This is a genomic window from Mesorhizobium sp. P171375, assembly GCF_057786075.1.
Genome location: NZ_JBYNWF010000001.1, coordinates 2,337,080 through 2,361,666, shown reverse-complemented (window position 1 = coordinate 2,361,666; position 24,587 = coordinate 2,337,080). Strand labels below are relative to the sequence as shown.

The window sequence follows — 24,587 nt, the reverse complement described above, 5'->3', positions numbered from 1 at the left end:
CTCAGGCCAGATCGGTGTGGGAAAAGTCTTTCCCTTTGTAGAGCAAGGGCATCCCACGGCGTTTTGCCGATGCATATGACAGGCAGTCGGCGAGATTGAGCTGGGCCGGGTGGCCGCGACCTTTGCCATAGTCCGAAAAAGCCTGGATCGCGAGCTTGGCATCACCACTTTCGATCGGAACCACCTCGATTGCGGCCTCGCGCAGGAAGCCTTCTATCGCCCTTTCGGCGAAGAGCGGCTCCACCACCAACTTCGATGAAAGGCGCATAGCCGCTTCGAGTACTACCAGCGGAGATGTTATCCGTATCGAGGACTGCTCGATCCGACGACTCCACTCGGCAGCGTCTTCCTCGCCCGCGAGGACAGCGATCACCACCGAGGTGTCGATGAACATCAGGAATGTCCCCACATCTCGTCGATCTCATCCTTGGTCAAATCTCTGCCGCCGCTTCCCGCTTTGGCCCTTAGGTCGTTCGAGATGGCGGCCAGCCGCTCAGAAAGTGGAATCTGTTCGCGTTCGCGCTGTAGCTCGGATTCAAGCGCTTCGATCACCGCCTCGGTCATTGAAATCTTTCGCTTTTCGGCGAGTTGACGGGCGAGGTCACGGGCGCGCGGGTCTCTGATCTGGAGATTCATTTAGAAGCCTCCGTTTTGCTGTCACTACAATATAGGGAATTTGTCATGACAAGGCCAGCCTAGCCTGTAATGCAATCTCAGCCCCCATAAAGCATCTCATCCTGTAGCCGCCGCAAGGCGTATAGCCTCGTCGTCTGGTCGGGCGTTGCATTATCCGTGGTCAGCAATTCGCCCTTCCTGACCGGTTTCAGCACCTTGCCACCCTCGAGCAAGCCGACCGGCACGGCGCGGTGGGCGCGCGCCTCTTCAGCCGTCATGGTCCAGGAACGGTAGCAGGTCTCGCCAATGGCATCGAACGTTTCGCCAGCGGCGAGATCGCGCTTGGCGACCGCGCAGACTTCGGCGACCGGCTTCGGCAGCGGCACCATGTCGGGCCGGCCATAGAGCATGATGCGCGCCGCGGTCAGCGGCACTTCCAGCGAGGTCAAATGATAGGGTCGGAAAAAGCTGTAATAGGGGCCGTGGCCGATATGCAGATCGTCCATGCGCTCGACGATGCGCGGATGCGTGGCCTCGACGATGACGAAGACGCCGGGCGCCACGCCCTTGCCGATCGTGTAATCGACCACGCCCTTCTTCGACAGGATACCGCCATCGGCGCGTGGAATGAGCACCTTTGCCAGTTGGTCGCGGTCGGCCTTGGGGCCGTGCATGCCAGGCACATCGGGCACCAGTCCGGTGGCGTTGGCGATGGCGCACATCTCGACCATGGTTTTCGAGCCGTCGACGAACTCGACCAGCATGCGCGGGTTCATGTTGCGGCGGATCGCTTCCTCGCGATAGTCGTCCGGCACGGCATCGTGGTTGAGCGGGTTGTTCTTGCCCTTGCCAGCCGAGACGATGGTGTAGCCGAGCGCCGAGGCGAACTCGATCAGCTCCATGCAGCTCGACGGCTCGTCGCCGGCGCCGACCGAATAGACGACACCGAGCCGGTCGGCCTGCTGCTTGAGATAACAGCCGATGGTGACATCGGCCTCGACGTTCATCATCACCAGATGCTTGCCATGCTCCATTGCCTTGAGGTCGAAATCTGCGGCGACACCGGGCCTTCCCGTGGCGTCGATGACGACGTCGATCAGCGGATTGGTGACCAGCGTCTCGTTCGAGGTGATGGCGATCTTCCCCGACTCGATCGCGGTGGTGACTTTCGATGCCGTGTCGGCCTCGACCGCCATCGCTTCGTCGCCGTACGCGATGCGGATGGCGTCACGCGCGGTGTGCGGGCGGCGCGTCGAGATGGCGCAGATCGAAATGCCCGGCATCAGCATGCCTTGCGTGACCAGATCGGTGCCCATTTCGCCGGAGCCGATGACGCCGATGCGCACCGGCTTGCCCTCGGCGGCGCGCCTGGCGAGATCGCGGGCCAGTCCGGTCAGGGCAACATTGGTCATGCAAGCGTGTCCACGGCTTCTTGATTTGCAGGCGGGAATAGCAGGGAACGGCCCTGCTTTGCCAACGAAACCGGCGGACTGCGGCAATTTCTCGAACAATAAGCTTGGCCGGCCAGGTTAACCCACTCCTGAAGCCGGATGGCCAAGCGTCCCTTCAAACCACCCTGATGTAGCTCGTCATTCCCGATTTCTGATGCTCGATGATGTGGCAATGCAGCAGCCAGTCGCCGGGATTATCGGCGACGAAGCCGAGCTGAATCTTCTCATTGGGTTGGATAAGATAGGTGTCGGAAATGACCGGCTGTACCTGGCGCGTCGACGACGACAGCACCTTGAAGCTCATGCCGTGCAGATGGATCGGATGCGATTGCGGCGTCAGATTCTCCATGTCGATGACATAGCTTTTGCCGAGCTTCAACTCGGCCAAGGGTGCGGTCGGGTCCGGTGTGTCGCCGGGCCACGGCACCTTGTTGATGGCCCAGAAACTGTAGCCGAGCGAGCCGCATACGCCGTCGCTCGGCACGTTTTCCGCCGTGGCGCTGAGCGAGAGCGCAATATGCCTGGCGCTGGTGAGGTCCACCTTTGCCACCGGATTGGCTTCCAGCGGCGGGAGGTCGCGCAGGTCGCGCTTGAGCGAGCTGCCGGTGCTGCGCAAGGTGGCGAGCGTCTTGGGCTTGGTGCCCCTGACATCGCCCAGATTGACGATGGCGCCCTCCTGGTCGGGCATGCGAATGGCGAGGTCTATGCGCTGTCCCGGTCCAAGCAGCAAGGCATCGGGCGAAAAACGTTGCGGCACCGGATTGCCGTCGAGCGCGATGACCGCGGCCTCGGCGCCCTCGACGCGAAAGGCGTAGATGCGGGTGACGTCGGTGATGGCGACGCGCAGGCGCACCAGCCCGCCGGCCGGCGCGTCGAATTGCGGCTGGTCGAGCCAGTTGGCGGTGCGCACCGTGCCATAGGTTCCGGTTTTTGCGGCATCGCGCGGGCGGAACTGCTGGATGAACTGGGCGTCGTCACCGAGCCGCCAGTCGCGCAGATTGACGACCGCCTCGGCGTCGAATTTCGGATCGTTGGGATTCTCGACCACGATCACGCCGGTCAGGCCGTGGCCCATCTGCTCCAGCGTGTTGCAATGCGGGTGATACCAGAAGGTGCCGGCATCGGGCGGCGTGAAGGCGTAGTCGAAATGATCGCCGGTATAGACGTAGGGCTGAACCAGGAAGGGGACGCCGTCCATCTTGTTTGGAACGCGAATGCCGTGCCAGTGGATGGTCGTCGGATCGTCGATGGCGTTGACAAGGCGCGCGGCGAAGGGTTCGCCCTTTTTCATCCTGAGCACCGGAGGCATTCCGGCTTCACCATAAGTCAGCACGTCCCGGGTCTCGCCGACATCCATGAACTTCGCCTGGATCTTTGCCGTCTTGAGCACCACCGGCTCCGGAGCGGCCGCGGCCCAGCCGCCGAGCCTGGCCATCGCCGCAAAACCGACCCCGCCGACGCCGGCTACCGCGGCTGTTTTTAGAAGCCTGCGGCGGGTGAGTACGGTCATCTAGCGCTCCAACTGAACATAGTCGCGCCAGTGTCCTGGATGGTGACGGCAACCGGCGCAAGTGCCGATACTGCCACATCGCTTCCCTGTCATGCCATGGCGAGCCGATGACATTTGCTTGCGCTATAGCGTTAACGCCGGCGTCACGCCCATTCGTCCGCTCACCGGAGCCCGGCACCTCCAGTTTCAGTGCAGTTCGGCGAGCAGCGCCTGCGCTTCGGCGAGGTTCTTTTCCGATCCACCGGCGAGATCGTCCATCTTCTTGTCGCGGAAGATGCCGAGCGCCTCCTGACAAGCGGCGATGGCTTCCTCGGCCATCGCTTTGTCCTTGCGGGCCGCGCCCAGATCGACCAGCACGTCGCACAGGCTGTCCTGCGTGAAAGCGACAGCCGGCACCGAATTGATCTTCTTTTGCACCATGATCGCTTCACGCAGGACCAACACCGCCTCCTCGAAATGAGCGACGTTGTTTTCGGCGCGACCGGCCATGGTCAAGGCATAGCCCATCTCGTTGCGAATATTGGCCCAGCGTTCTGGATCGCGGTCGCGGCCGATCTGGTCGGCCAGCGCCCGCACGGCGCCGGCTGGCTTTCAGCTTGCGAGCGGATACTGTTCAGCATGGCCGCCGGATAATGCAATTCAGGCTTGACGGCTTTCTTAGGGGAGGGTTTGCAATGACAACGGATTACACGCCGAAATTCGACCTTGCCGGCAAGGTCGTGCTGGTCACCGGGGCCTCACGCGGCATCGGCCGCGCCTGTGCGCTGGCCTGCGCCGGCTCTGGCGCCGACATGATCGTGGGCGTGCGCAGCAAGGCCGACGGGGCCGAGCTTGTCGCCGAGATCGAGCGCATCGGCCGGCGAGCGCTTGCCGTGCATATGGATGCGACCGATCTTGCCACCGTGCGCAAGGCGGTCGCCGAGGCGCATACCGCCTTCGGCCGCATCGACGTTCTGGTCAACAATGTCGGGCTCGGGCCGGAAAACCTGGCCGAGAACGTCACCGAGGACGATTTCGACCTGACGGTGAACGTCAACCTCAAGGGCACCTTCTTCACCACCCAGGCAGTGGCAAAGCTGATGATTGCGCAGAAAGGTGGGCGCATCATCAACATCAGCTCGCAGGCTGGCACGGTGACGCTGAAGGGCGAGGCCATCTACTGCATGAGCAAGGCGGCGATAAACCATCTGACCCGCTGCCTGGCCGCCGAATGGGCGCAGCACGGCATCGCCGTCAACAGCGTGGCGCCGACCTTCATCTGGACCGATGGCACGCGGCCCTCGCTGGCCGAGCCGGAGTTCCACGCCCATGTGCTCGGCCACATTCCGCTCGGCCGCATCGGCGACCCGATCGACGTTGCCGGAACCGTGGTGTTCCTGGCCTCGCCGGCGGCATCGCTGATCACCGGCGCCAACATCCTGGTCGATGGTGGCTGGTCGGTGGCTTAGAGCGCCCGGCATCCGCGCCGCGGTCAAAAGCGCGGCAGGCGCGCCGGCGGAATGGATGGCGCCATTGGCGACGGCGACCAGGCCCACAGGTGGAAGCGGCCTTCGCGCCGGTGCTATCTCTTCGACATCGTCGAACGCAAAAGCGTCTGCATATGCACCGGAAGGTCAAGTTCGCCGCGGGCCTCTATCTCCAGGAGATATCGAGCCTTGGCCAAGCGGTCGCCTTCTCCAGCCGCGGGATAAGCGCAGATGGCCAGCAACGCCTTCTCCTCATCCCGGCTCGCTCTTTCGCGGTCTGAGCGATCAGCGCGCACGTCGCGAACGACCTTGCCGAAGGCAACGTAAGCTGCCCGGTGGGTTTCGATCAGCCCTTGCAGGTGATTGGACGATTGCTGTTCCTGTGGCGATGGCTTTGCGACGGCGGCTCTCGCCACAATGGTCGACGAGACAACGGCGCCACCCGAATGAAACAGCAAGGCGCGGCGATTGATCCTGGACGTGACACTATCTCCTCTTCATCGCAATGGCAGGCGCAACGTGGTGCGGCGAGCACCATCGGCACCGTAACACGACGGTCTGCGCGTTTTTGTCAGGATGGTAAAATGGCCACGCGGCGCTGAGGCCGTTGGGCCGCTCGCCTCGGCTTGCAATGGCCTCCGGCGCCACGCGCCGGAGGTTGGAATGCCGGAGGTCGGACATGATCGTCACCTCCGCCGGCGGCCTCGCCGGTGCGGTGTTCTTATTTGATCACGATCGTCGCGTTCGGGATTTTGACGCCGTTGCTGCCCGGGAAGGACGCGCCAAGAAACGCCTTCGAATGGCTTTGCCCGACGCTGTCCGGGCCTTTAATGTTATCCATGACACGAAGCGCGGTATTGTTACGGGTATAATGTGGATCGCATCTATTTGACCGACGATGCGGCCGGGGCCGACGCCAGGCCGTGGCAGAGCATCGCCGACAGCCTTGCCGGCGACTGGACGGTCCGCCGCACGGTGATCGATTTCCTTGCCGGTGCGACATACAATTTCACCGGCAACGCCGTGGTGACCGCGGATGCATTCACCGAGCGCGGCGTCATGCAAATCGGCGCTCATGCGATGCCGGCGAGCCGGGCCTACCGGCTTGAGCGGCGCGACCGTTCGATCCGGATTCTTCGTGCCGACGCCAGCGACTTCATCGAGCTCGAGCCGAAGGCAACACAGATCGTCCAGCATCATTGCGGCGCCGATGTCTATGCCGGGCGCTTCTTGTTTCGCGGCCCCGACGAATGGGCCGAGGCGTGGCGGGTCAAAGGGCCGCGCAAGAACTACGCGAGCCTCAGCCGGTTTCGTCGCCTAGATGCCGGGGATGTTGAGCGCGAAACCTCTTCCAGGTAATTGATAAAGACCCGGACTTTCGCAGGCAGGAATGTCCGACTGAGATAGATTGCGTAGGGGCTGAAGCCGGTCATGCTCCAGCCTTCCAGGATCGGTACCAGTCGGCCTGGATCACGAATGGCTGTTCTGGGACAACCAGGACCTGATGAACCAGCTTGGCCTAGGCAAGTAGATTTCGAGGTCATGACCTCGTAGATCCAGCCGGAAAGGCCCCATGCGTCGGGTTGAACGTCCCTCAAGAAACCCCGGCTCTGCCGGGGTTTCGCTTAATGGAAAACAGACAGGCTTGCCGCCGTTCAGCTTAGCGGTCGGCTTCAACCGTCTGCGCAAGGCAGCACAGCGGCGGTCAGGCCATCTTTGCCATTATCTTGGCCATATCTGCCGCATCGAACGCTCTCAATGTCTGCGTTCTGATGTTGCCTAGCGATGCGATCGATAAGGCTAGTGCGGTCGCAGCAATGTCGTCGTCGGCTTCGGCAATCGCCACAACATCATGTTGACCAAGCGTCCACAACAGGGTGTGAACCTTGATGCCGTTCTTGCTGGCCATCGCCTTGAAGGCCTCAGCACGTTTCTGAGTATCCTTTATGCTCTTGATACCTTGATCTGTGAAATTTGACAGCAATACGTAATAAGCCATTTGTTCCTCCCATGGTGGGAGCGGGCGGGCACTCACGGCGCGTCCGCCGTCTCCCGGACCTACGATAACACGAGTCAGGTGCGCGAACCACTTGCGGCAAGGAAGGCCATGACCGCCGCTGGATGGTCGCGACTGCCCCTGGAAGTTTCTTCGGCGCGGCGGTCAGCTCGGAGGGGCGTTCGAAGTTAGGTCCTTCCCGCCATGGCAGGGCGAAGGTCCTTCAGAATGACCGGCCGACCGTAGCAGCGACCGTCGCGGAATAAGAAATACCGATTGGCTCCGGGCCATGACGCTTGCAACCATTTGTTACGAATTTTGCAACAGACGGTGGGCGCAAGGCCTTGCAAATCAAGGGCTTCAATGATTTCAAGGAGATAGGATGGTGCTGCGAGAGAGGATTGAACTCTCGACCTCTCCCTTACCAAGGGAGTGCTCTACCACTGAGCTACCGCAGCCGCTGATGGCGGGGCTTCTGCCATATCGAACCGACAAGCGCAAGGCATCTGTGAAAGGCTTTGCCAGACAAGTTTCGCTGACATGCCGGCGCCACAATGCTAGCTATCCCAGAACGGCAAGCCTGCCAGTCACGGGTGGGACGGGACGATGAACGACAAGACAATTCCACCGAAAAGGGCCGATCCGGCAAAAAAGAGCGGCACGGACCGCAAGGACCGCCTGGCAGAGCAGTTGCGCGCCAATCTCATGAAGCGCAAGGCGCAGGCGCGTTCACGGCGCAACGGCGACGCTGACAAGCAGCGCGCCCGCGACACTGACAAGCAGCGCGCCGGCGACGCCGACCAGCGGACGGAAGGCCTGGCGGCTGCTGAAAAAATGCACAAGGACTAACCAAAAGCCGCCACACTGGCCCGCCACCTTGGCCAAAAGGGCAGGAAATCCTATTTCTTGAACCAAGCCGGCCAATGGTCTAGACGGGCCGATACTCAAACTGACGAAAACCGGCCTTTCGGGCCGAGGGGACATTCTCTCATGGATCGCATCAGAATTGTCGGCGGCAACAAGCTCGCCGGAAGCATTCCGATTTCGGGCGCGAAAAACGCGGCCCTGCCGCTGATGATCGCGTCGCTGCTGACCGACGACACGCTGACGCTGGAAAATGTGCCGCATCTGGCCGATGTCGAGCAGCTGACCCGCATCCTCGGCAATCACGGCGTCGATTATTCGGTCAACGGTCGCCGCGAAAAGCAGAATGAGGGCTATTCGCGCACCATCAATTTCTCGGCCCGCAACATCGTCGACACGACCGCGCCTTACGAGCTGGTGTCGAAAATGCGGGCGTCGTTCTGGGTGATCGGCCCGCTGCTGGCCCGCATGGGCGAGGCCAAAGTGTCGTTGCCGGGCGGTTGCGCCATCGGCACGCGGCCGGTCGATCTGTTCCTTGAAGGCCTGCAGGCGCTGGGCGCCGACATCGATGTCGACACCGGCTATGTCCTGGCCAAGACCAGGAATGGCCGCCTTGTCGGCAACCGCTATATCTTCCCGAAAGTGTCGGTCGGCGCCACCCATGTGCTGATGATGGCGGCGTCGCTGGCCAAGGGCGAGACGGTGCTGGAAAACGCCGCCTGCGAGCCCGAGATCGTCAACCTCGCCGAATGCCTCAACGCCATGGGCGCAAAAATTTCCGGCGCGGGCACGCCTGTTATCACCATCGACGGCGTCGAATCGCTGTCGGGCGCGCGCGTGCGCGTCATCCCCGACCGCATCGAGACCGGCACCTATGCCATGGCGGTGGCCATGACCGGCGGCGACGTGGTGCTGGAAGGCGCGCGCGCCGATCTGCTGCAGACCGCGCTCGACGTCATTGCGCAGACCGGCGCCGAGATCACGCCGACCAATTCCGGCATTCGTGTGCGGCGCAACGGCGCCGGCATTGCGCCGGTCGACGTGACCACGGCGCCCTTCCCGGCCTTCCCGACTGACCTGCAGGCACAGTTCATGGGCCTGATGACCATGGCCAAGGGCAAGTCGCGTATCACCGAGACCATTTTCGAAAACCGCTTCATGCATGTGCAGGAACTGGCCCGCCTCGGCGCCCACATCACGCTGTCGGGCCAGACGGCGATCGTCGACGGCGTCGCCAAGCTGAAGGGCGCGCCTGTCATGGCGACCGATCTGCGCGCCTCGGTGTCGCTGGTCATTGCCGGCCTCGCGGCCGAAGGCGAGACCACGGTCAACCGCGTCTACCACCTCGACCGCGGTTTTGAGCGGCTGGAAGAAAAACTGTCCAACTGCGGCGCGGTGATCGAGCGGATTTCGGCGTAAACCTCGCAAGGTCGGCGCCGCCCCTCATCTGCCTGCCGGCATCTTCTCCCCGTATAGTGACGGGGGAGAAGGGGCTGGTTGCGATGTCGGCTCCTCTGCTGCAACGCAGAAAGTTGGCGAAATCCTTCGGGGCAGCGTCCTTCTCCCCGTCCCTATACGGCGAGAAGGCCCCGCAGGGCGATGAGGGGGCAGCGCAAACCGAAGCTATTGGCGCGGTTGCACGGATCGCCAAGACCGCCTAACAGAAGGCTTCAGACCAACCTTAGGCACAAAATCCGCATGGCAGCCCTCAAACTCATTGCGCTCGACGATCAGGATCTGAGCATCGTCTCGGCCCATGTTCAGGACGCCGTGATGAAGGTTTCGGACCTCGAATATTTGCCTTCGGCCAAGCGTTTCCTGCTGACCATGAGCCGCTTCGTCTGGGAGGCGAAGTCCGGGCTGTTCAGACAGCACAATGAACGGCGCCAGGCGGTGCTGCATTTCGACCGCGTGCTCGGCGCCAAGACCAACGGCATCGCCCGCGACCGACCGGCTGAGGTGCTGTCGCTGCTGGCGATCAGCTTTGTCGAGATCAGCAAGCCCGCCGGCATCGTTGAGCTGGTCTTCTCCGGCGGCGGCACGATCATGCTCGACGTCGAGTGCATCGAGGCGCGGCTTGCCGACATAGGCGGCGCCTGGGAAGCCACCTCGCGTCCGGTGCACAGGGGCTAAGGCATGATCCCAAAAGGTGGGTACCGGTTTTTGGAAAAGATCATGCTCCAACAAAGGGTTAGATCATGGTGAGATTTCAACCAAATCTCATCATGATCTAGACGCAGCCGATGGCCATCACGCTCCGCCAGTCCGACGCCGGTTTCGAACAGCGTTTCGCCGCCTTCCTGACCACCAAGCGGGAGGTGTCGGAGGACGTCGACACCGCAGTACGCGCCATTATTGCGCGGGTTCGCGCCGAGGGCGATGCGGCGCTGATCGACTATTCGAGGAAATTCGATCGCGCCGAGCTCGACAGGCTCGGTATCGCCGTGTCGAAGGAAGATATCGCTCAGGCCTACAAGCAAGCCGATCCGCAGACGGTCGAGGCGCTGAAATTCGCCAGTGACCGCATCCGATCCCATCACGAACGGCAAATGCCCAGGGACGACCGCTACACCGATGCCGCCGGCGTCGAGCTAGGCTCACGTTGGACGGCGATCGAGGCGGTCGGGCTCTACGTGCCGGGCGGCACGGCGAGCTATCCGAGCTCGGTGCTGATGAACGCCGTACCGGCCAAGGTGGCCGGCGTCGAGCGCATCGTCATCGTGGTGCCGGCGCCGGGCGGCGTCATCAACCCGCTGGTGCTGGTGGCGGCCAACATTTCAGGCGTCTCGGAAATCTACCGCGTCGGTGGCGCGCAGGCGATCGCAGCGCTTGCCCATGGTACCGAAACAATAAAGCCGGTCGCCAAGATCGTTGGACCCGGCAATGCCTATGTCGCCGCGGCCAAGCGCCAGGTGTTCGGCACGGTTGGCATCGACATGATCGCCGGCCCGTCGGAAGTGCTGGTGGTGGCCGACGGCAGCAACGATCCCGACTGGATCGCCGCGGACTTGCTTGCCCAAGCCGAGCATGACGTGTCGGCGCAATCGATCCTGATCACCGACGATCCCGCGTTTGGCAAAGCCGTCGAACAGGCGGTTGAGCGCCAGCTGCAAAGTTTGCCGCGCGCAGAGACGGCTGCAGCCAGCTGGCGCGATTTCGGCGCGGTGATCCTGGTGGACACAATCGAGGCCTCGCTGCCGCTGGTCGACCGCATCGCCGCCGAACATGTCGAGTTGGCCATCGACGACGCCGAGGGTTTTCTCGCCAGGATGCGCAATGCAGGTGCGGTGTTTCTGGGCCGTCATACGCCCGAAGTCATCGGCGACTATGTCGGCGGCTCCAATCACGTGCTGCCGACGGCGCGTTCGGCGCGTTTCTCGTCGGGCCTGTCGGTGCTCGATTTCGTCAAGCGCACCTCGATCCTGAAGCTCGGGCCGGAGCAACTCAGAGCACTTGCGCCGGCGGCCATCGCGCTGGCCAAGGCGGAAGGCCTCGACGCGCATGGCCGCTCCGTCGCCATCCGGCTGAACATGTAGGCCACCATGTCGGACTACGATCGAACCCGCGCCAAGTTGATCGATGTCGAACTCGACGAATCGATCGGCCGTTCGACGCCCGACGTCGAACATGAGCGCGCGGTGGCGATCTTCGACCTGATCGAGGAAAACAGCTTTCAGCCGGTCAATGATGACGGCGCTGGTCCCTACCGGCTGAAATTGTCGCTGGCCGAATCCCGGCTGGTGTTTGCGGTCGCCCGCGAGGATGGCGCTGCCGTTGTCACCCACATCCTGTCGCTGACCCCGCTCAGACGCATCGTCAAAGACTATTACCTGATCTGCGAAAGCTATTACGACGCCATCCGCTCCTCGACGCCGAGCCATATCGAGGCGATCGACATGGGCCGGCGCGGCCTGCACAATGAAGGCTCGCAGACGCTGATGGACCGGCTGGCCGGCAAGATCGACATCGACTTCGACACAGCGCGGCGGCTGTTCACGCTGGTATGCGTGCTGCATTGGCGAGGCTGAACTGCCTGCCGCTCTGCCCCGTTCGATCCTGTTTTTGTGCGGCATGAATGCCGTGCGCTCGCCGATGGCCGAGCAGCTGGCGCGGCGCATGCTGCCGCCGGCCACTTTCGTTGCCTCTGCCGGCGTGCACAGGGGCGAGCGCGACCCGTTCGTCGATGCGGTGCTGGCCGAAGAAGGGCTGACGCTGGGCGAGCGCCAGCCGAAAGCAATGGACGATCTCGAGGACGACTATTTCGACCTGATCGTTACGCTGGCGCCGGAAGCGCACCACGCCGCGCTCGAACTCACCCGCTCGCTTGCCGTCGACGTTGAGTACTGGCCGATGCCGGACCCGACCGGTGTCGGGGGCAGGCGCGAGCAGATCATGGCCAGCTACCGCGACGTCCGCGAGCGGCTGAAAACGCGGATTAGCCGACGTTTTTTGCTTCCGGAAGCAAAAAACGCGGCGGATTAATGGATGTCGCTCAAAAGTGGTCCCGGTTTTGAGACAACGACATGCATAACAAAAGCTTAGATCGCGTCGCATATGACGCAATCTAAGCGTGTTCACAAGCGGACGATTATCATATAGGTTCCGCCGAAATTCCGGCCTGGGCACTCCAGGACGCCGGAACTGCAATCCAAGCAAAGGTATCGAATGCCGAAGGAAGAAGTCCTCGAGTTTCCGGGTGTCGTGACGGAATTGTTGCCCAACGCGATGTTCAGGGTGAAGCTCGAAAACGAACACGAAATCATCGCCCATACGGCCGGCCGCATGCGCAAGAACCGCATCCGCGTGCTGACCGGTGACAAGGTCCTGGTCGAGATGACGCCCTATGACCTGACCAAGGGCCGCATCACCTATCGTTTCAAGTAAGAATTAGATCCGGACCGCGATGAGCATTTTGCAGAAGCTGGTGCTTGCCTCGGGTTCACCGCGCCGGATCGAGTTGTTGCAGCAGGCCGGCATCGAGCCGGACCGCGTGCTGCCGGCCGATGTCGACGAGACGCCGCTGCGCGCCGAGCATCCGCGCTCGCTGGCCAAGCGGCTGTCGACGGAAAAAGCCGAGAAGGCGCTGGCTTCGCTGAAAAGTGAGGAAGACTATGCGCCGGGGTTCGTGCTGGCCGCCGATACGGTGGTCGCGGTCGGGCGTCGCATCCTGCCCAAAGCCGAGACGCTGGATGACGCCGCCAATTGCCTTGGGCTGTTGTCGGGCCGTTCGCACCGGGTCTATTCCGGCATCTGCCTGATCACGCCGGGCGGCAAACTGCGCCAAAGGCTGGTTGAATCCAGGGTTCGCTTCAAGCGGCTGCCGCGCGAGGAGATCGACGCCTACGTCGCGTCGGGCGAATGGCGCGGCAAGGCGGGCGGCTATGCCGTGCAGGGTCTCGCCGGTTCCTTCGTCGTCAAGCTGGTCGGCTCCTACACCAACATCGTCGGCCTGCCGCTCTACGAGACGGTGGCGCTGCTTTCCGGTGAAGGCTTCAAGGTCCACACCAACTGGCACACCGCGCGGCCATGAGCCTGGACGACAAGGTCACGCCGCTGCGCCCGAAGCGCCCCTGCCCCGAATGCGGCAAGCCATCGGCGCGCGAGACCTATCCCTTCTGCTCGAAGCGCTGCAAGGACATCGACCTCAACCGCTGGCTGAAGGGCGCCTATGTCATCACCGCGCGTGATGATGAGGAGAAGAGCGACGAGCCGAAGTAGGGTTTGCGCGGCGCCGGCCGCGACAATTTCACTTGGCCGACCTTGCGCGATTGCTGCTTTGCCGACGCCTATCGAGCCCCGTCACCTATCCGCGACAATTGCCCCGGAAAATCGGCGCTTAGGCGCTGGACAGGCCGGATTCCCGTGCTATAACCCACGCGCTTTCAAGGGGCGCCCACGGTGCTTTCCTGAAATCCGGCCAACGATATCTCGTTTGCCGGCGAGGCCCAGATAGCTCAGTTGGTAGAGCAGCGGACTGAAAATCCGCGTGTCGGTGGTTCGAATCCGCCTCTGGGCACCATCCCCTCTTCTCCCGACACTCCCTTTCGCCGAACCTTCTACGCTGCAATTTCTGCAAGCGACTGGAATTGTTAATCTTTTGCAGTCGCCTTGCGCAATTAAGCGGGACAGGGAGCGCTTCGGGCGCATTTGGTCCAACGAGGCGGGGGGATGGTATTTCCGTTGGTATTCGACATCCTGATGGTATCGAAACAGCCAGCCAAGAGAGACCTGACGAATGCCCCTCTCCGACGTGAAATGTCGAAACGCCCGCCCTGCTTCCAAACTCGTGAAATTGTCTGACGGGGGCGGGCTGCAGCTATGGGTACAGCCCACGGGCTCTCGCCTCTGGCGGCTCGCCTACCGCTTTGACGGCAAGCAGAAACTGCTCGCGCTGGGCAGCTATCCCCTTATCTCTCTCGCCGAGGCACGGGAGGCGCGCGATGATGCTAAAAGGCTCCTGCTAGCTGGCGTCGACCCTGGAAAGGAACGCAGCTTGCGGAAGGCCGATTCGGCAAAGGACTCCTTTCGCTCAATCGCGGAGGAATATGTCGACAAGCTAAAGAAGGAGGGACGTGCCGACCGGACGATCAGCAAGGTCAAATGGCTGCTCGACTTTGCCTACCCGATAATCGGCGACAAGTGCATTCGGGAGATCGATACGGCCAGCATCCTTACCGCCCTCCGTCGCGTCGAGGTTCGCGGTCGATATGAGTCGGCCAGGCGACTGCGCTCCACCATCGGCAGCGTGTTTCGATACGCGATCGCGACCGCACGCGCCGAGACAGATCCGACCTTCGCCCTCAGAGGCGCACTCATCAGTCCGAAGGTAACGTCTCGCGCCGCGATTACCGATCCGAAGGCCTTGGGCGGTTTGCTGAGGGCGATCCATGCATTTGACGGACAGCCTACAACCCGAGCCGGTCTGAAGCTGATAGCGCTGCTGTTTCCCCGCCCCGGCGAGCTTCGCGCCGCTGAATGGGAAGAGTTCGATTTTGAAAGCTCGGTGTGGACGATCCCTGAAGCACGCATGAAAATGCGACGGCCGCACCGCATACCCCTATCAAAGCAAGCGATCAGCGTCCTGACTTCACTGAGAGGAATCTCTGGTGATGGATCGCTGCTGTTTCCCAGTGTTCGATCGGCTTCGCGTCCGATTTCCGACAATACGCTTAACGCCGCACTGCGTCGTATGGGTTATAGCAAGGAAGAAGCTACCGCGCATGGTTTTCGAGCAACGGCATCAACTCTGCTGAACGAATGCGGCAAGTGGCATCCGGACGCGATAGAGCGGCAGCTGGCCCACATTGAGAACAACGACGTTCGGCGCGCCTACGCCCGGGCAGAGCATTGGGACGAGCGCGTCAAGATGATGCAGTGGTGGGCCGATTATCTGGATGAACTCAAGAGCAAAAACCTGATGAGGTCGCCCTCACAGCCGTGATGCGCGGTCGGGTAACGCCAGGTCGCATCAACGTGACGATCCGCTCTTATGCGCCCGCATTCGGTCGCCGATTCGACTTCGAAGGCTGTGATTGGCCAACATATGGAATTGACCGGCCCCGGTCACGCGCAACGACGGCGACAAGGGTTGACAATCAGCCTCCGGCCGTTGGTCACTGTCGACGCCGAGCACGTGCGCCTTGTGGAAGGCCTATGTGGCGCGGCACTGCCGAGCCAAGGCCAGATAGCGAAGATCGGCTCAGGACTCAGAAGCAGGACCCGACGGAACGATGATGACTTGCGACGTGAGATAGGAAAGGTTTCCGCGCTTCGTTAGGACAGGCTTTTTATAGGTCTTTTTCATACGGTGGCTCCCTCCCGTTCCCACCGAAGGTGCTTTGGGGCCATCAAGTTGTCAAGCTGATCTAAAATGCCCGCCACCCTCGGCAGCGGGCTTTGCGAAACGGCTAGAGAGTGCGTAGCCGTACAGCGATGCTTACGGTGCGGCTTGCCGACATACCCGCCGGTGGTCTCGCCCGCTACCAGGCTCTGCTACAACGGAGTGGTGGTCGGTAGCAGCTAGGTGCACCGCCGCCGTCGTTCGCAAGCGGATGCAAGCAGATGTGGATCGGATGTGAAAATCCAGCATGCGCGCTGATATCATGGCCGATGCTGCCCGCAAGGGCTGGAAAGATGGGCCTGAATTGATCGTCACCGGCTCAAAGAGACGTGCTGAAACTCCCATTAATCCACGTCGGTTACGAGGTACCGATCGGTCGCCGCCGGTCACGCAACGAAAAGAAGGAACCCTGCCTTGGTCAACGAAGCCCGCTGGCTTGCGCCAGCGGGCGATTTAGGACTAGCTGCTCGTCAGCAACCTTCCGTCGTCGTTTTCATCTGACCAGGAGCTGCAGATTTTGCCTCGGTGTCCTGCTGGCCGGGTGCGGCCTGTTTGGCGCTACCGCTCTGTTGACCCGGCGCGCAGTCCTTGGCCGAATTCGAGTTCGTTCCACTCGTGGTGGTCGAATCCGTTCCCTGGTCAGTCGTCGTTCCTTGGTCAGTCGTAGTGCTCGGCATCGTCGTGGTTGTCGTTGTCGATGATCCGCCTGTGGTTGTGGTGGTCGATTGTGCAACGGCGAACCCAGTTGACAATGCCGCAATGGTTGCGGCGAAAAGAAGCCGTTTCATGATTAACTCCAAATTGAACGCCCCTTCGGTCACCTAACATCGCAGCGTAACGACGGTTCCAAGAAAATCAGGGCGAGTTAAAAAGGCCGAGTTACCTGGCAGCGGGCAGAAGTGATCAATGCCTGGGCTCTGAAGTCTGCCTATCGCATCCTCTCTTCGGGGAAGAGGGCGTGGACAAATACCGATACGACAATCGTTCTCATCGCTGACGAAAGCGAACCGGTGCCAAGCATATCCCTGTTCCCGGCCTGACCGGTCTCGCCATCACATCGCGTCGCTCTTACACCTCATGGAGCCGATTGATCGGCTCGATCTGATTTTTGCTTCAGTGTCTCGTCTTTTGCGCAACTTACGCTGCAAGGTTCGGAGCATGATGCGCTGGATAGGTTCCCGCCATCTTGTTTGCCATCGCTACGCTCGCCACGCGCGCTGGCTTCCTGGCGAGCGCTTCGCAAATCGCTTCCGCGTCCACCGCATCATTCTTTCCGCGCTTCACATAGGGCTTCATAAAAGACGGTGGCATCAGGCGGACTTCATGGCCGATCTCCGTCAATTCTCGAGCCAATGATGCGATGTACCGCACGCCTCCCCAGAACTTGCGATCAGCGCAGTGCCTTGCGCACAACAACGTCTCCAGACGCGTCGACGGCGTGAGCTTGAAAAATGCGATTGGCCAGATCAAGGCCCACGGTTGTAATCTGCATGGCGGATAGCTCCTTGGCTCGGGGTTGCCTGACAGCAAACTCACTGTGGCATTGTGATGCCGGGAGCGGGAGCCATCCAGCTCTGCTTTCAGGCAGTGGCGAAGTTGACCTCTATGACCGTCATGCGGCGCGAAGCAGACGTCTGGCAGTGGAACTGCGAACGTCGTTTTCGGGTCAGGGCTCAGCCTTCAATTCCATTAAGGTCCGAATCCGGTCGTTTGAATTTTACAGCTGCGATCACCGCGGAAGTCACCGGCGTTTTAGTGGCTCCCCGCTGCAGGCTGTATAGTGAGCCGCCCTTGACGTTTATATGCTGCCCAAGCCTCGGCGGGCACTGCCGAATCCGCCCGGGTCAGCCAGTCCGCGCGCTCAGCCTCGGTAAGGGAATCCACGACTGCATACCGGCCATTTCGGCAGCAGTGGGATTCCGGATCAGTTCGGCTGCCATTTTCCTATTCTCGCATAAGAGTCGAGTGCCGGAGGCCTGGAACTATTCAGAACGGCCATAAGCCGGCCAAAAAAACCACATTTCGCTACCTCACTGCATGAGATTCGGCTCATCGACGCTGCAAAGGGGTACTTTGCATCGATTGCAGCCGATCTTAGTAGCGCTTTCGATCATATGAGGTGACGCCCTGCTGTTTTTGATCTCAACGTCGCAATTCCAGTGCCAAGCGCAATTGATCCATTGCTGGACAGCCGCACGCGGTTAGCAAAAAGCCCTGCCGCTCCATTTGCGGCAGCGGCAGGCGCTGGTTGGCTCGGGCGTTGGAAACCCGGCGGCAGGTCCAACCTGTAGAGTGCGCTATTGTTCCAGCCTGTTTTGGCGCATGAGACCTTTGCGCGATTGCCCTAAGACCTTGGCCCCCTACCTGCTTGTCTAGGAGCCTCGCCGGGCGCGGCCATGCGATCGTTGGGGTCTTTGGTTGCTCGGATTGCAAGGCCGCAGGCCGCGACCGAAGCCCGGTGTTCTTCACATGCCCTCCTGATTACGAAGGCCTCCAGGCGAAGCGCAATCGAGACAGAAAGCCGACGTTCGATCGAAGGGAACATTAGCGGCTTCTAACAGTTGATGCTTGCGTCAGGCGGTGCCCCCGTCGCCTGCCGAAAATCAGGCCTCGGAGAGGGAGCTTCCTACACCAGGAGAGAGATCATGAACAATATCATTTGGATCGTTGGAGCGATTGTCATCGTGTTGGCGATATTGAGCTTCTTCGGACTCCGATAGGTGGCGGCAAGCCGACCACAACCTGCGTCGTCAGCGTTCGAAAAGCCGTTCTGGCGCACCGTGCTGACCACCAAAGACAAGGCCCGAAGCACAGGCGCTTGAACAAGCGATGGTTCAGGAGTTCAGGACGGCGTAAAGGCCCAGGTCAAAGAGATCACGCCGAAGCCGCTGAAGGTGCGACGCTAGAGTCAATCAGCGCTGCTGTGCTGGCGCCATTTATTGAGCAATTGGCTTCAGGGCCTGACGCTTTCCCCACTGCAAAACGACGAGCCCCGCTTACGTGGTTCTCTATTTGCTGGAATTCTGTTGGCCGGTCGCCAAGCTCCTGCCTGCTTGCTCGATCACCTCGCGGCATTGCCCAACTTCGATTCGCAAGAAACCCGCAATCCGGGTAGGGGCGATCATCTCATTGGTTCGACCGGCGATGGATTAACCTATTAGGCTAAACTCCCCACCTGCCATGCGATCCAAACTTCAGCAGGACGAAGGCCTCCTCGTCGTCGCGCTGCTTGCCACCGAACGCTGCTGCAACGCTCGCGATGAAGGCGCCGATAACCATCGACAATGCGCCTATAAGCGCGAAGGATGCAGTGGCTTTCCTTGCTGTATCAGCCGCCTGCTTGGCCTTGACTTTGGCATCGTCGACTTTGGCGATCACCGCATCCACTCGGGTCTTCGCATCGGCGTCCGACAGGCCTGTGCGGGCGGCGACGAGTTGCGCCAGATAGGCCTTGTCCTCAGGCGATACCTCGCCATTTGCCGCCCCCGCTAGCAGGATGCCCGTTGCTTGGTCCGCAGCCGTGGAGCCGTTCTGTTCATTGGCAGGCGCTGCGGCGGGGTTCGCCGCCCGGAACAGAGAATCTACAAAATAGCCGGTCCATATGCCAGAAGATGGGGCATCTGTCGCTACCGCATTGGCGGCTGCCGTCGTTGCCCCCATCGCGGCGCCTGACGCCACTGAGGATGCAGCCTGCACACCCGTGCCCAGCGCCGCTGAAAGAGCTGAGCCGAGCACGCCGGCGACAAGCAACGTTGCCAGCGCCCACGCAAGGAAACCGTGTGCGGTGTCACGAAAATAGACTTCGTCGGTGTGGACATTTACCCACTTGGTGCGCAGCTGACCGGTGAGATAGCCGCCTATGCCAGCTGATAGCCATTGAACAATGACAAGCCAGGCCGCCGCCGAAACCGCGAAGGTCGTGGTCGAAGCGCTCGATCCGGTCCAGGGCGAAACCATGGTCAGTCCTAGACCCGAGCCGACCAGCATCAGGATCACCGTGAGCGTCGAGGCCGCGAAAGCGCCCGCGACGATCGGCGCCCAGCTGACAGCCGATGAGGATGATTCAGGGACCGGCGTGATGTCTGTCGATGAAAGCTCGGTTCCCATTTTCACCCCCTACCGCGCAAAAAGCATAATCAGAATGATGATTGGGATTGGAACCCCGAGCAACCAAAGCAAAATACCTCGGCCCATATCGACCTCCTTTAAGGTGCTGAGACGAAGTAACAATTCTCTATGAAGGCTTTCGTTCCATAGCTACTGAGAAGGCACAGATGCGACTGGTCTAGGCGCGTGACTTACTCGACTGGCGGCGAGCGACATCCCTGACGCCTGCCTCATGGTGGCTCACCTGTACACTAAACGAGCGTCCCTTGGCACCGCCGAGCCAGCAGACCGCCTACTAGAGGGCTTTCGGCGATTTCTTCGGCCCTTTGACTTTGATAGGAAATGTCGCGTCGCCTTTGTTGCCCGAAATGACCCGCGGATTGGCGCTAGCGAGTTGGGCGGCTTTGCGCGGCCCCTGTGCTCTTCAATGATTTCGGCGCTCTTCTCGGAACTGCCGCAATCGCTGCGCTGCAAGCGCTCGGCGCCTGACCAACGCGGCCGAAAACTCAAACAGGAGACATTCCAGTCGTTTGTAGACCAGTCGTTTATACTGCATGATCATGCCCTTCATCTCTCGGGACCGCCCCGGCGCTTTGGTCGCCGAGGCGGTTGGGTAGATGATCAATCAAGCTGCCTTCTGTCGGCTTCACCGAGGGCAGTCAATGCCTCGTCGGTGGCCTTCTCCTCCTCGAGTGTCGCATTTAGAAGCGCCGCCACGTCATCCTTGCCGAGCGTGGTAGCCCAAGCAATCAGGGTTCCATACCTGGCGATCTCGTAGTGCTCCACGACTTGCGCGGCACCGACCAGTCCCGCATCGAGCGAAGTCGAACCCTTGTATTCCTCGAGAATTTCAGATCCTTCCTCCAGGATGCCGTCGATCGCCGGGCAAGTTTTGCCGCGGGCGGCGACGCCGAGGATATCGAAGACTTCCTCCAGACGTTCGACCTGTCCCTCGGTTTCGGCGAGGTGGTTCTCGAATGCCGCCGAGAGCTGCTCTTCGTATGCGCCTTTGGCCATCTTCGGCAGGGCTTTCAGATTTTTCTTCTCGGCATAGTAGATGTCTTTGAGACCATCGAGGAAAAGGTCCTCCAGGTCCTTGTTGTTGCCATTGGCTTTTTTGGCAGTAGGCATGTGCCGGTCTTCTCTGTTGAAAATTGCCGTCGCGAGCATTTTCTAAACTCGGAAACCTGGGCCCGGTTCCGGCATGATGGGGATGAGCGGGTGCATATGCAACCAGATTACCTCTGAATGGTTTTTTGCTATGATTTTGAGCAGGGCCAGCTTCGACCTCAGTCCAAAGGTAGCCCGTTTCATGGACGTATCGGTTTCGCGAACTGCAGACGACAACATCAAAGCCGGCAAAAGCGGCTTGCTGCTTGTCTCGGACAACTATGACGCTTTCGCTGTGCGTGTGCTTACGGCAAGGAGCGCTTTGCGTACCCTCGACCTCATGTGCTACCTTTGGCACGATGACCACACCGGTCGCTTGCTGCTCCAGGAGGTTTTTCGGGCGGCTGAACGCGGCGTGCGGGTGCGCATGCTCCTTGACGACGTCAATCCGCGCAAAAACGATTCTGCATATCTAGCGTTAAACAATCATCCCAACATCGAATTGAGGCTGTTCAATCCGAGCGGTATCAGGCGCGGCCGGATCATGCGTGGCGTGGAAGTGCTCTTACGGCTTTTTGCACTGACGCGACGTATGCACAACAAGGCTTGGATCGCCGACGACAAGTTCGCCATCGTTGGCGGTCGAAATCTTGGCGATGCCTATTTCGATGCGGCGGAGACCAATTTCCGGGATCTCGACATGCTGCTCCTTGGCCCTGCGGTACAGCAAACCGTGCAGATATTCGATGCGTTCTGGGCTTGCGAGGAATCAAAGCCAATCGAAGCACTCGGTTCAGGGACCGAGCATAAGCAAGCTAGCCTGTTTGAAGGAAGCGATCCCGAAACCGAGTCAAGATTCTTGAACGGCATCGGCGAGCGGGGCTCAATCGCAGAGTTTATTGCGGCCAGCAACGAGGTTCATTGGGTGAAAGGAGTGCGGGTGATTTCCGATCCGCCGGAGAAGGTTCGTGGCTGGAGACGTCGCAGCTGGTTGATCAAGAAGTTGCTTCCCGTCATTCAATCGACGCGCCAATGTCTGGAAATTGTCTCTCCTTATTTCATCCCCGGCAAAAGGGGTTCCGCCATCTTGGTGGACCTTATCGTCAGCGGGGTTGACGTTTCGGTTCTGACCAATTCCCTGGCCGCTACAGATGTCGCCGCCGTCCATGGCGCTTACGCAAACTATCGCAAGCGGCTGCTGAGGAATGGCGTCAAAATTTTTGAGCTCCAGCCGTTCAGCCGGCAGCCGGCGATCTCGGTATTTGGGTCAAAGGGCGCCAGCTTGCACACGAAAGCTTTCACCGTTGACGAAAAGACCGGTTTCGTCGGCTCCTTCAATTTCGATCCACGGTCAGTGTCCTTGAATTCGGAAATGGGCGTGCTTTTTGAGGATGAGAAATTGGTGGCGAAGCTGCGGAATCAGTTCCAATCAGAGATATCTCCGGAAGCGAGCTATCGGCTCGAACTGAAACACAATGTTCTACACTGGCATGGTTGCTATGAAGGCAAGCTCCGAGACTATACCAGTGAACCAGAAGCCGGATTGTTTCGCCGTATCCTGGCGGTCTGCGTCCGTCACCTGCCGATTGAATCTCAACTCTAGCCATCCCAGATCTCGATATTGCCGAGGACCAGTTGGTCAGGGAATTGCCGTCATTGGGTCCCGTCAGCAAAAATGCAACGCCGAGCTGTCCCCGGGTCAGCCAGTCGACAGTACTGGCCTCGCCATCTCGAACATGTGTCCGCGTACCCGGTATGCTTCCTCGAGTCACATTCGAGCGATACTCAATCGCGGCTTGTCCGGCTTGGAAATGATGACGCCCATAAAGACAGTGACCCAGTCGCGCCTAGCGTGCCACCCCCAACGAGAAGGGCAATGCGCTTCCCGTGATTGTGAGTATCGGCCGCCCTGCGGGTGATCTCAATCGAGGGACGCCGCAAGCCTGCTGTCCACACACCAACGCGACCATCCACTTTGAACCCAACAGCGGCCGTTCATCAAACGCCGATACAGATCTCCAACCGCCGGAAATGATACTGACCGTCGAAAACGCCACAACTCGACGCCAAATCGTAGGCCCGCATTGTCAGATTTCCTGGAGAGAAAGTTGACCGCGTTCGGCGGGAAGCTGCCGTTCTGCAGCCGACCCCATTTCCGTCATTCAAGCTGCCGATGGCCGGTTCCGAAACCGGCCATCTACCCGGCCCGGAGCCGGGGCGCTATTAGAGCGAGAATCCCGTGGGCAGTGTGCGGTCCGTCCATTTCGCCGGCATTAGTCCGTGGATCCGCTATCCCCGCCCGACTTTAACCTCCACAACCTTCCTCTCCATAGATCCGGGACAAGCCCTTGATGCGCGTCGCGATCGCGTCGACGAGGCGACCAACGATCTCATGGATGATCCCCTCCTGGCGAAGCTCTTGGGCGCACTCCGATGCCATATCGGGCATCACCGCGAGCTGATGGCGGATCGTCCGCACCGTGTACTCGCTGCCAACCTTTGCTGAGGACGCACAGCGCCCCCAGTGGCGCGGCATGATCTCCTCGATGGGATAGACTCTGTCGATCTTCATCGCCAGTTTAAGGTCGCGCATCTCAGATTGGATCTCTCCCCCGAGGTGCGGCAGAATGGAGGAGATGTCGTAGAGCGGAGCTAGGCGGGCCTCGCCCTGGGCACCGAGCAGCATCGAGTAGTTCTTTGCATGCGCGTCCGTGCCGGCGATGATCCAGTTGAAGACGTTCGCGGCCATGAAGATCTGACGGTCTTGGACGGGGTCGAGGGAGGCCGACAGCACCTTTCTGGAGATCGTCGTGATACCTGGCCCACCCTGGTTCTCGTACTTGAGCGTCGGCATCACCGACAGGGCCTGGCACATGTCCTCCTGATGGATGCGGATGGTCTTGCCGTCGATGTTGCGGCGGTCGTAGCGCTCGATAACGATCGCCTTTTCGCCTGCGAAGTCGAGAACCTGGCTATGTGCAGCGTCCATGCCGAGCTTGGATGCAAGCTGCAGGCAGAAATGCTCGTTCTCGGTATGCCCGTGCAAGTGCGGCAAAGGCGGCTTGAAGATGTGTGTCGTGGGCGTGTCGCCTAGAGGGATCCCCCAGCGATTGCTGCCCTTGTCGAAATGGAACGCCGTCTTTGCCTGCGCACCAGCGAGACTGAACTGACCAGGATCGCCGATTCGCCGGGTCGCTGCACCATCCTTGCGCAGGTCGCGCAGGCGGTCGCCGATCTGCGCCTCGGTGAGCAACTCCACGTTCTCGCCGCGGGAAACCTGGTCGCCACGAGGAAGGAACTGGACGGCGCCGGCGCAGTCGCGACCGACATTCTTGAGCAGGGCAAACGGGTTTCGCGCGGAGACCTGGAACCTCTGCGCCCATCTGGCGAGGGTCTGCTCATTATCCGGCAGCAGACCCCAGAGGAATGCCTCGACGACCTTGCCCTCGTATGTCCTGGTGATCGTCGGCATGGACAGGGAGAGCGGGATCGCCACCCGGCCCTCCATCCATGCCTGGTGATAGGAGAACGAAAGCTTGCCGCCCTGCAGGTGGTGGAGCCACCCAACCGGTCTGCCAGCGATATAGACGTCGAGGGTGTCGATGGGGTTCACCATGATCATCGTCAC

The 24,587-nt window shown here is 60.7% G+C and carries 25 protein-coding genes, 2 tRNA genes and 1 pseudogene; 16 read left to right on the top strand and 12 right to left on the bottom strand.

Annotated elements, in window-relative coordinates:
• Nucleotide 1 precedes the first annotated feature (1 nt).
• The 5 genes from ACYHH6_RS11240 to ACYHH6_RS11220 form a co-directional block, all read right to left on the bottom strand.
• Entirely contained in the window at nucleotides 2–394 is a 393-nt protein-coding gene (locus tag ACYHH6_RS11240) for a type II toxin-antitoxin system VapC family toxin (protein WP_352592845.1), read from the bottom strand.
• Nucleotides 394–636 (bottom strand): type II toxin-antitoxin system VapB family antitoxin, encoded by a 243-nt coding sequence (locus ACYHH6_RS11235; RefSeq protein ID WP_112561935.1) that lies wholly within the window; start codon nucleotides 634–636, stop codon nucleotides 394–396. Before ACYHH6_RS11235 ends, ACYHH6_RS11240 begins: the two co-directional genes overlap by 1 nt.
• A 77-nt stretch (nucleotides 637–713) precedes the next feature.
• Nucleotides 714–2,027: an NAD(P)H-dependent oxidoreductase gene (locus ACYHH6_RS11230; RefSeq protein ID WP_352592848.1), complete on the bottom strand. Its 1,314-nt coding sequence runs from the start codon at nucleotides 2,025–2,027 to the stop codon at nucleotides 714–716.
• 154 nt (nucleotides 2,028–2,181) lie between these two features.
• The gene (locus ACYHH6_RS11225; RefSeq protein ID WP_352592851.1) at nucleotides 2,182–3,576 is read right to left on the bottom strand and encodes a multicopper oxidase family protein; all 1,395 of its coding nucleotides are present in this window, start codon (nucleotides 3,574–3,576) and stop codon (nucleotides 2,182–2,184) included.
• 186 nt (nucleotides 3,577–3,762) lie between these two features.
• On the bottom strand, nucleotides 3,763–4,152 hold the full coding sequence (locus tag ACYHH6_RS11220) for a hypothetical protein (RefSeq protein WP_352592854.1): 390 nt from the start codon (nucleotides 4,150–4,152) through the stop codon (nucleotides 3,763–3,765).
• A 98-nt stretch (nucleotides 4,153–4,250) separates the two neighbouring features.
• On the opposite strand from ACYHH6_RS11220, the gene ACYHH6_RS11215 reads away from it, so the two are divergent.
• Nucleotides 4,251–5,024, top strand: coding sequence for an SDR family NAD(P)-dependent oxidoreductase (locus tag ACYHH6_RS11215; RefSeq protein WP_352592857.1), 774 nt, complete (start codon nucleotides 4,251–4,253; stop codon nucleotides 5,022–5,024).
• A gap of 113 nt (nucleotides 5,025–5,137) precedes the next feature.
• On the opposite strand, the gene ACYHH6_RS11210 is transcribed toward ACYHH6_RS11215, so the two are convergent.
• Entirely contained in the window at nucleotides 5,138–5,500 is a 363-nt protein-coding gene (locus tag ACYHH6_RS11210) for a hypothetical protein (RefSeq protein WP_352592860.1), read from the bottom strand.
• Between the two features lie 221 nt (nucleotides 5,501–5,721).
• Here ACYHH6_RS11210 and ACYHH6_RS11205 point away from each other — a divergent pair, with 221 nt between their 5' ends.
• Nucleotides 5,722–5,934 carry a hypothetical protein gene (locus ACYHH6_RS11205; RefSeq protein WP_352592863.1) on the top strand — a complete coding sequence of 71 codons (213 nt, stop codon included), beginning with the start codon at nucleotides 5,722–5,724 and terminating at the stop codon, nucleotides 5,932–5,934.
• On the top strand, nucleotides 5,916–6,401 hold the full coding sequence (locus ACYHH6_RS11200; RefSeq protein ID WP_352592866.1) for a DUF6314 family protein: 486 nt from the start codon (nucleotides 5,916–5,918) through the stop codon (nucleotides 6,399–6,401). The genes ACYHH6_RS11205 and ACYHH6_RS11200 overlap by 19 nt, the downstream gene beginning before the upstream one ends.
• A gap of 346 nt (nucleotides 6,402–6,747) precedes the next feature.
• Here the strand turns inward: ACYHH6_RS11200 and ACYHH6_RS11195 are convergent, their stop codons facing one another.
• Together ACYHH6_RS11195 and ACYHH6_RS11190 are read right to left on the bottom strand one after the other, a co-directional pair.
• Nucleotides 6,748–7,041, bottom strand: coding sequence for a GYD domain-containing protein (locus ACYHH6_RS11195; protein WP_142869763.1), 294 nt, complete (start codon nucleotides 7,039–7,041; stop codon nucleotides 6,748–6,750).
• Nucleotides 7,042–7,421: 380 nt separating this feature from the next.
• Nucleotides 7,422–7,496: transfer RNA gene (locus tag ACYHH6_RS11190), tRNA-Thr, on the bottom strand.
• A 148-nt stretch (nucleotides 7,497–7,644) separates the two neighbouring features.
• Here ACYHH6_RS11190 and ACYHH6_RS11185 point away from each other — a divergent pair.
• The 12 genes from ACYHH6_RS11185 (at nucleotide 7,645) to ACYHH6_RS11130 (ending at nucleotide 16,567) form a co-directional block, all read left to right on the top strand.
• Entirely contained in the window at nucleotides 7,645–7,887 is a 243-nt protein-coding gene (locus ACYHH6_RS11185) for a hypothetical protein (RefSeq protein ID WP_352592870.1), read from the top strand.
• Between the two features lie 141 nt (nucleotides 7,888–8,028).
• Nucleotides 8,029–9,321, top strand: a complete 1,293-nt coding sequence (gene murA / locus ACYHH6_RS11180) for a UDP-N-acetylglucosamine 1-carboxyvinyltransferase (RefSeq protein ID WP_352592873.1) — start codon at nucleotides 8,029–8,031, stop codon at nucleotides 9,319–9,321.
• 279 nt (nucleotides 9,322–9,600) lie between these two features.
• On the top strand, nucleotides 9,601–10,035 hold the full coding sequence (locus tag ACYHH6_RS11175) for a DUF2948 family protein (protein WP_352592876.1): 435 nt from the start codon (nucleotides 9,601–9,603) through the stop codon (nucleotides 10,033–10,035).
• Between the two features lie 110 nt (nucleotides 10,036–10,145).
• Nucleotides 10,146–11,438 (top strand): histidinol dehydrogenase, encoded by a 1,293-nt coding sequence (gene hisD / locus ACYHH6_RS11170; RefSeq protein WP_352592879.1) that lies wholly within the window; start codon nucleotides 10,146–10,148, stop codon nucleotides 11,436–11,438.
• A gap of 6 nt (nucleotides 11,439–11,444) precedes the next feature.
• Nucleotides 11,445–11,930, top strand: coding sequence for a UPF0262 family protein (locus ACYHH6_RS11165; RefSeq protein WP_192252203.1), 486 nt, complete (start codon nucleotides 11,445–11,447; stop codon nucleotides 11,928–11,930).
• 43 nt (nucleotides 11,931–11,973) lie between these two features.
• Nucleotides 11,974–12,384: an arsenate-mycothiol transferase ArsC gene (locus tag ACYHH6_RS11160; RefSeq protein WP_435053476.1), complete on the top strand. Its 411-nt coding sequence runs from the start codon at nucleotides 11,974–11,976 to the stop codon at nucleotides 12,382–12,384.
• 183 nt (nucleotides 12,385–12,567) lie between these two features.
• The gene (gene infA / locus ACYHH6_RS11155; RefSeq protein WP_006200926.1) at nucleotides 12,568–12,786 is read left to right on the top strand and encodes a translation initiation factor IF-1; all 219 of its coding nucleotides are present in this window, start codon (nucleotides 12,568–12,570) and stop codon (nucleotides 12,784–12,786) included.
• Nucleotides 12,787–12,805: 19 nt separating this feature from the next.
• Nucleotides 12,806–13,432 carry a Maf-like protein gene (locus tag ACYHH6_RS11150; RefSeq protein ID WP_112561910.1) on the top strand — a complete coding sequence of 209 codons (627 nt, stop codon included), beginning with the start codon at nucleotides 12,806–12,808 and terminating at the stop codon, nucleotides 13,430–13,432.
• Nucleotides 13,429–13,620 (top strand): DNA gyrase inhibitor YacG, encoded by a 192-nt coding sequence (gene yacG, locus ACYHH6_RS11145; RefSeq protein WP_352592887.1) that lies wholly within the window; start codon nucleotides 13,429–13,431, stop codon nucleotides 13,618–13,620. Before ACYHH6_RS11150 ends, yacG begins: the two co-directional genes overlap by 4 nt.
• A 225-nt stretch (nucleotides 13,621–13,845) precedes the next feature.
• Nucleotides 13,846–13,921 (top strand) — tRNA-Phe (locus tag ACYHH6_RS11140).
• Between the two features lie 216 nt (nucleotides 13,922–14,137).
• Entirely contained in the window at nucleotides 14,138–15,343 is a 1,206-nt protein-coding gene (locus tag ACYHH6_RS11135; RefSeq protein WP_352593676.1) for a tyrosine-type recombinase/integrase, read from the top strand.
• 987 nt (nucleotides 15,344–16,330) lie between these two features.
• Nucleotides 16,331–16,567 (top strand): hypothetical protein, encoded by a 237-nt coding sequence (locus ACYHH6_RS11130; RefSeq protein ID WP_352593687.1) that lies wholly within the window; start codon nucleotides 16,331–16,333, stop codon nucleotides 16,565–16,567.
• A 354-nt stretch (nucleotides 16,568–16,921) separates the two neighbouring features.
• Here the strand turns inward: ACYHH6_RS11130 and ACYHH6_RS11125 are convergent.
• The 3 genes and pseudogenes from ACYHH6_RS11125 to ACYHH6_RS11115 all read right to left on the bottom strand — a co-directional run.
• Nucleotides 16,922–17,234, bottom strand: a pseudogene (locus ACYHH6_RS11125) (IS110 family transposase); the annotation flags it as partial.
• A gap of 1,670 nt (nucleotides 17,235–18,904) precedes the next feature.
• Nucleotides 18,905–19,849, bottom strand: coding sequence for a hypothetical protein (locus ACYHH6_RS11120; RefSeq protein WP_488473652.1), 945 nt, complete (start codon nucleotides 19,847–19,849; stop codon nucleotides 18,905–18,907).
• A gap of 621 nt (nucleotides 19,850–20,470) precedes the next feature.
• The gene (locus ACYHH6_RS11115; RefSeq protein WP_488473748.1) at nucleotides 20,471–20,980 is read right to left on the bottom strand and encodes a YciE/YciF ferroxidase family protein; all 510 of its coding nucleotides are present in this window, start codon (nucleotides 20,978–20,980) and stop codon (nucleotides 20,471–20,473) included.
• A 181-nt stretch (nucleotides 20,981–21,161) separates the two neighbouring features.
• Between ACYHH6_RS11115 and ACYHH6_RS11110 the strand changes: the two genes are divergently transcribed.
• Complete coding sequence (locus ACYHH6_RS11110; protein WP_488473651.1) at nucleotides 21,162–22,562, top strand: phospholipase D-like domain-containing protein; 1,401 nt, start codon at nucleotides 21,162–21,164, stop codon at nucleotides 22,560–22,562.
• 702 nt (nucleotides 22,563–23,264) lie between these two features.
• Here the strand turns inward: ACYHH6_RS11110 and ACYHH6_RS11105 are convergent.
• Nucleotides 23,265–24,575: a type II toxin-antitoxin system HipA family toxin gene (locus ACYHH6_RS11105; protein ID WP_352553770.1), complete on the bottom strand. Its 1,311-nt coding sequence runs from the start codon at nucleotides 24,573–24,575 to the stop codon at nucleotides 23,265–23,267.
• Nucleotides 24,576–24,587 lie beyond the last annotated feature (12 nt).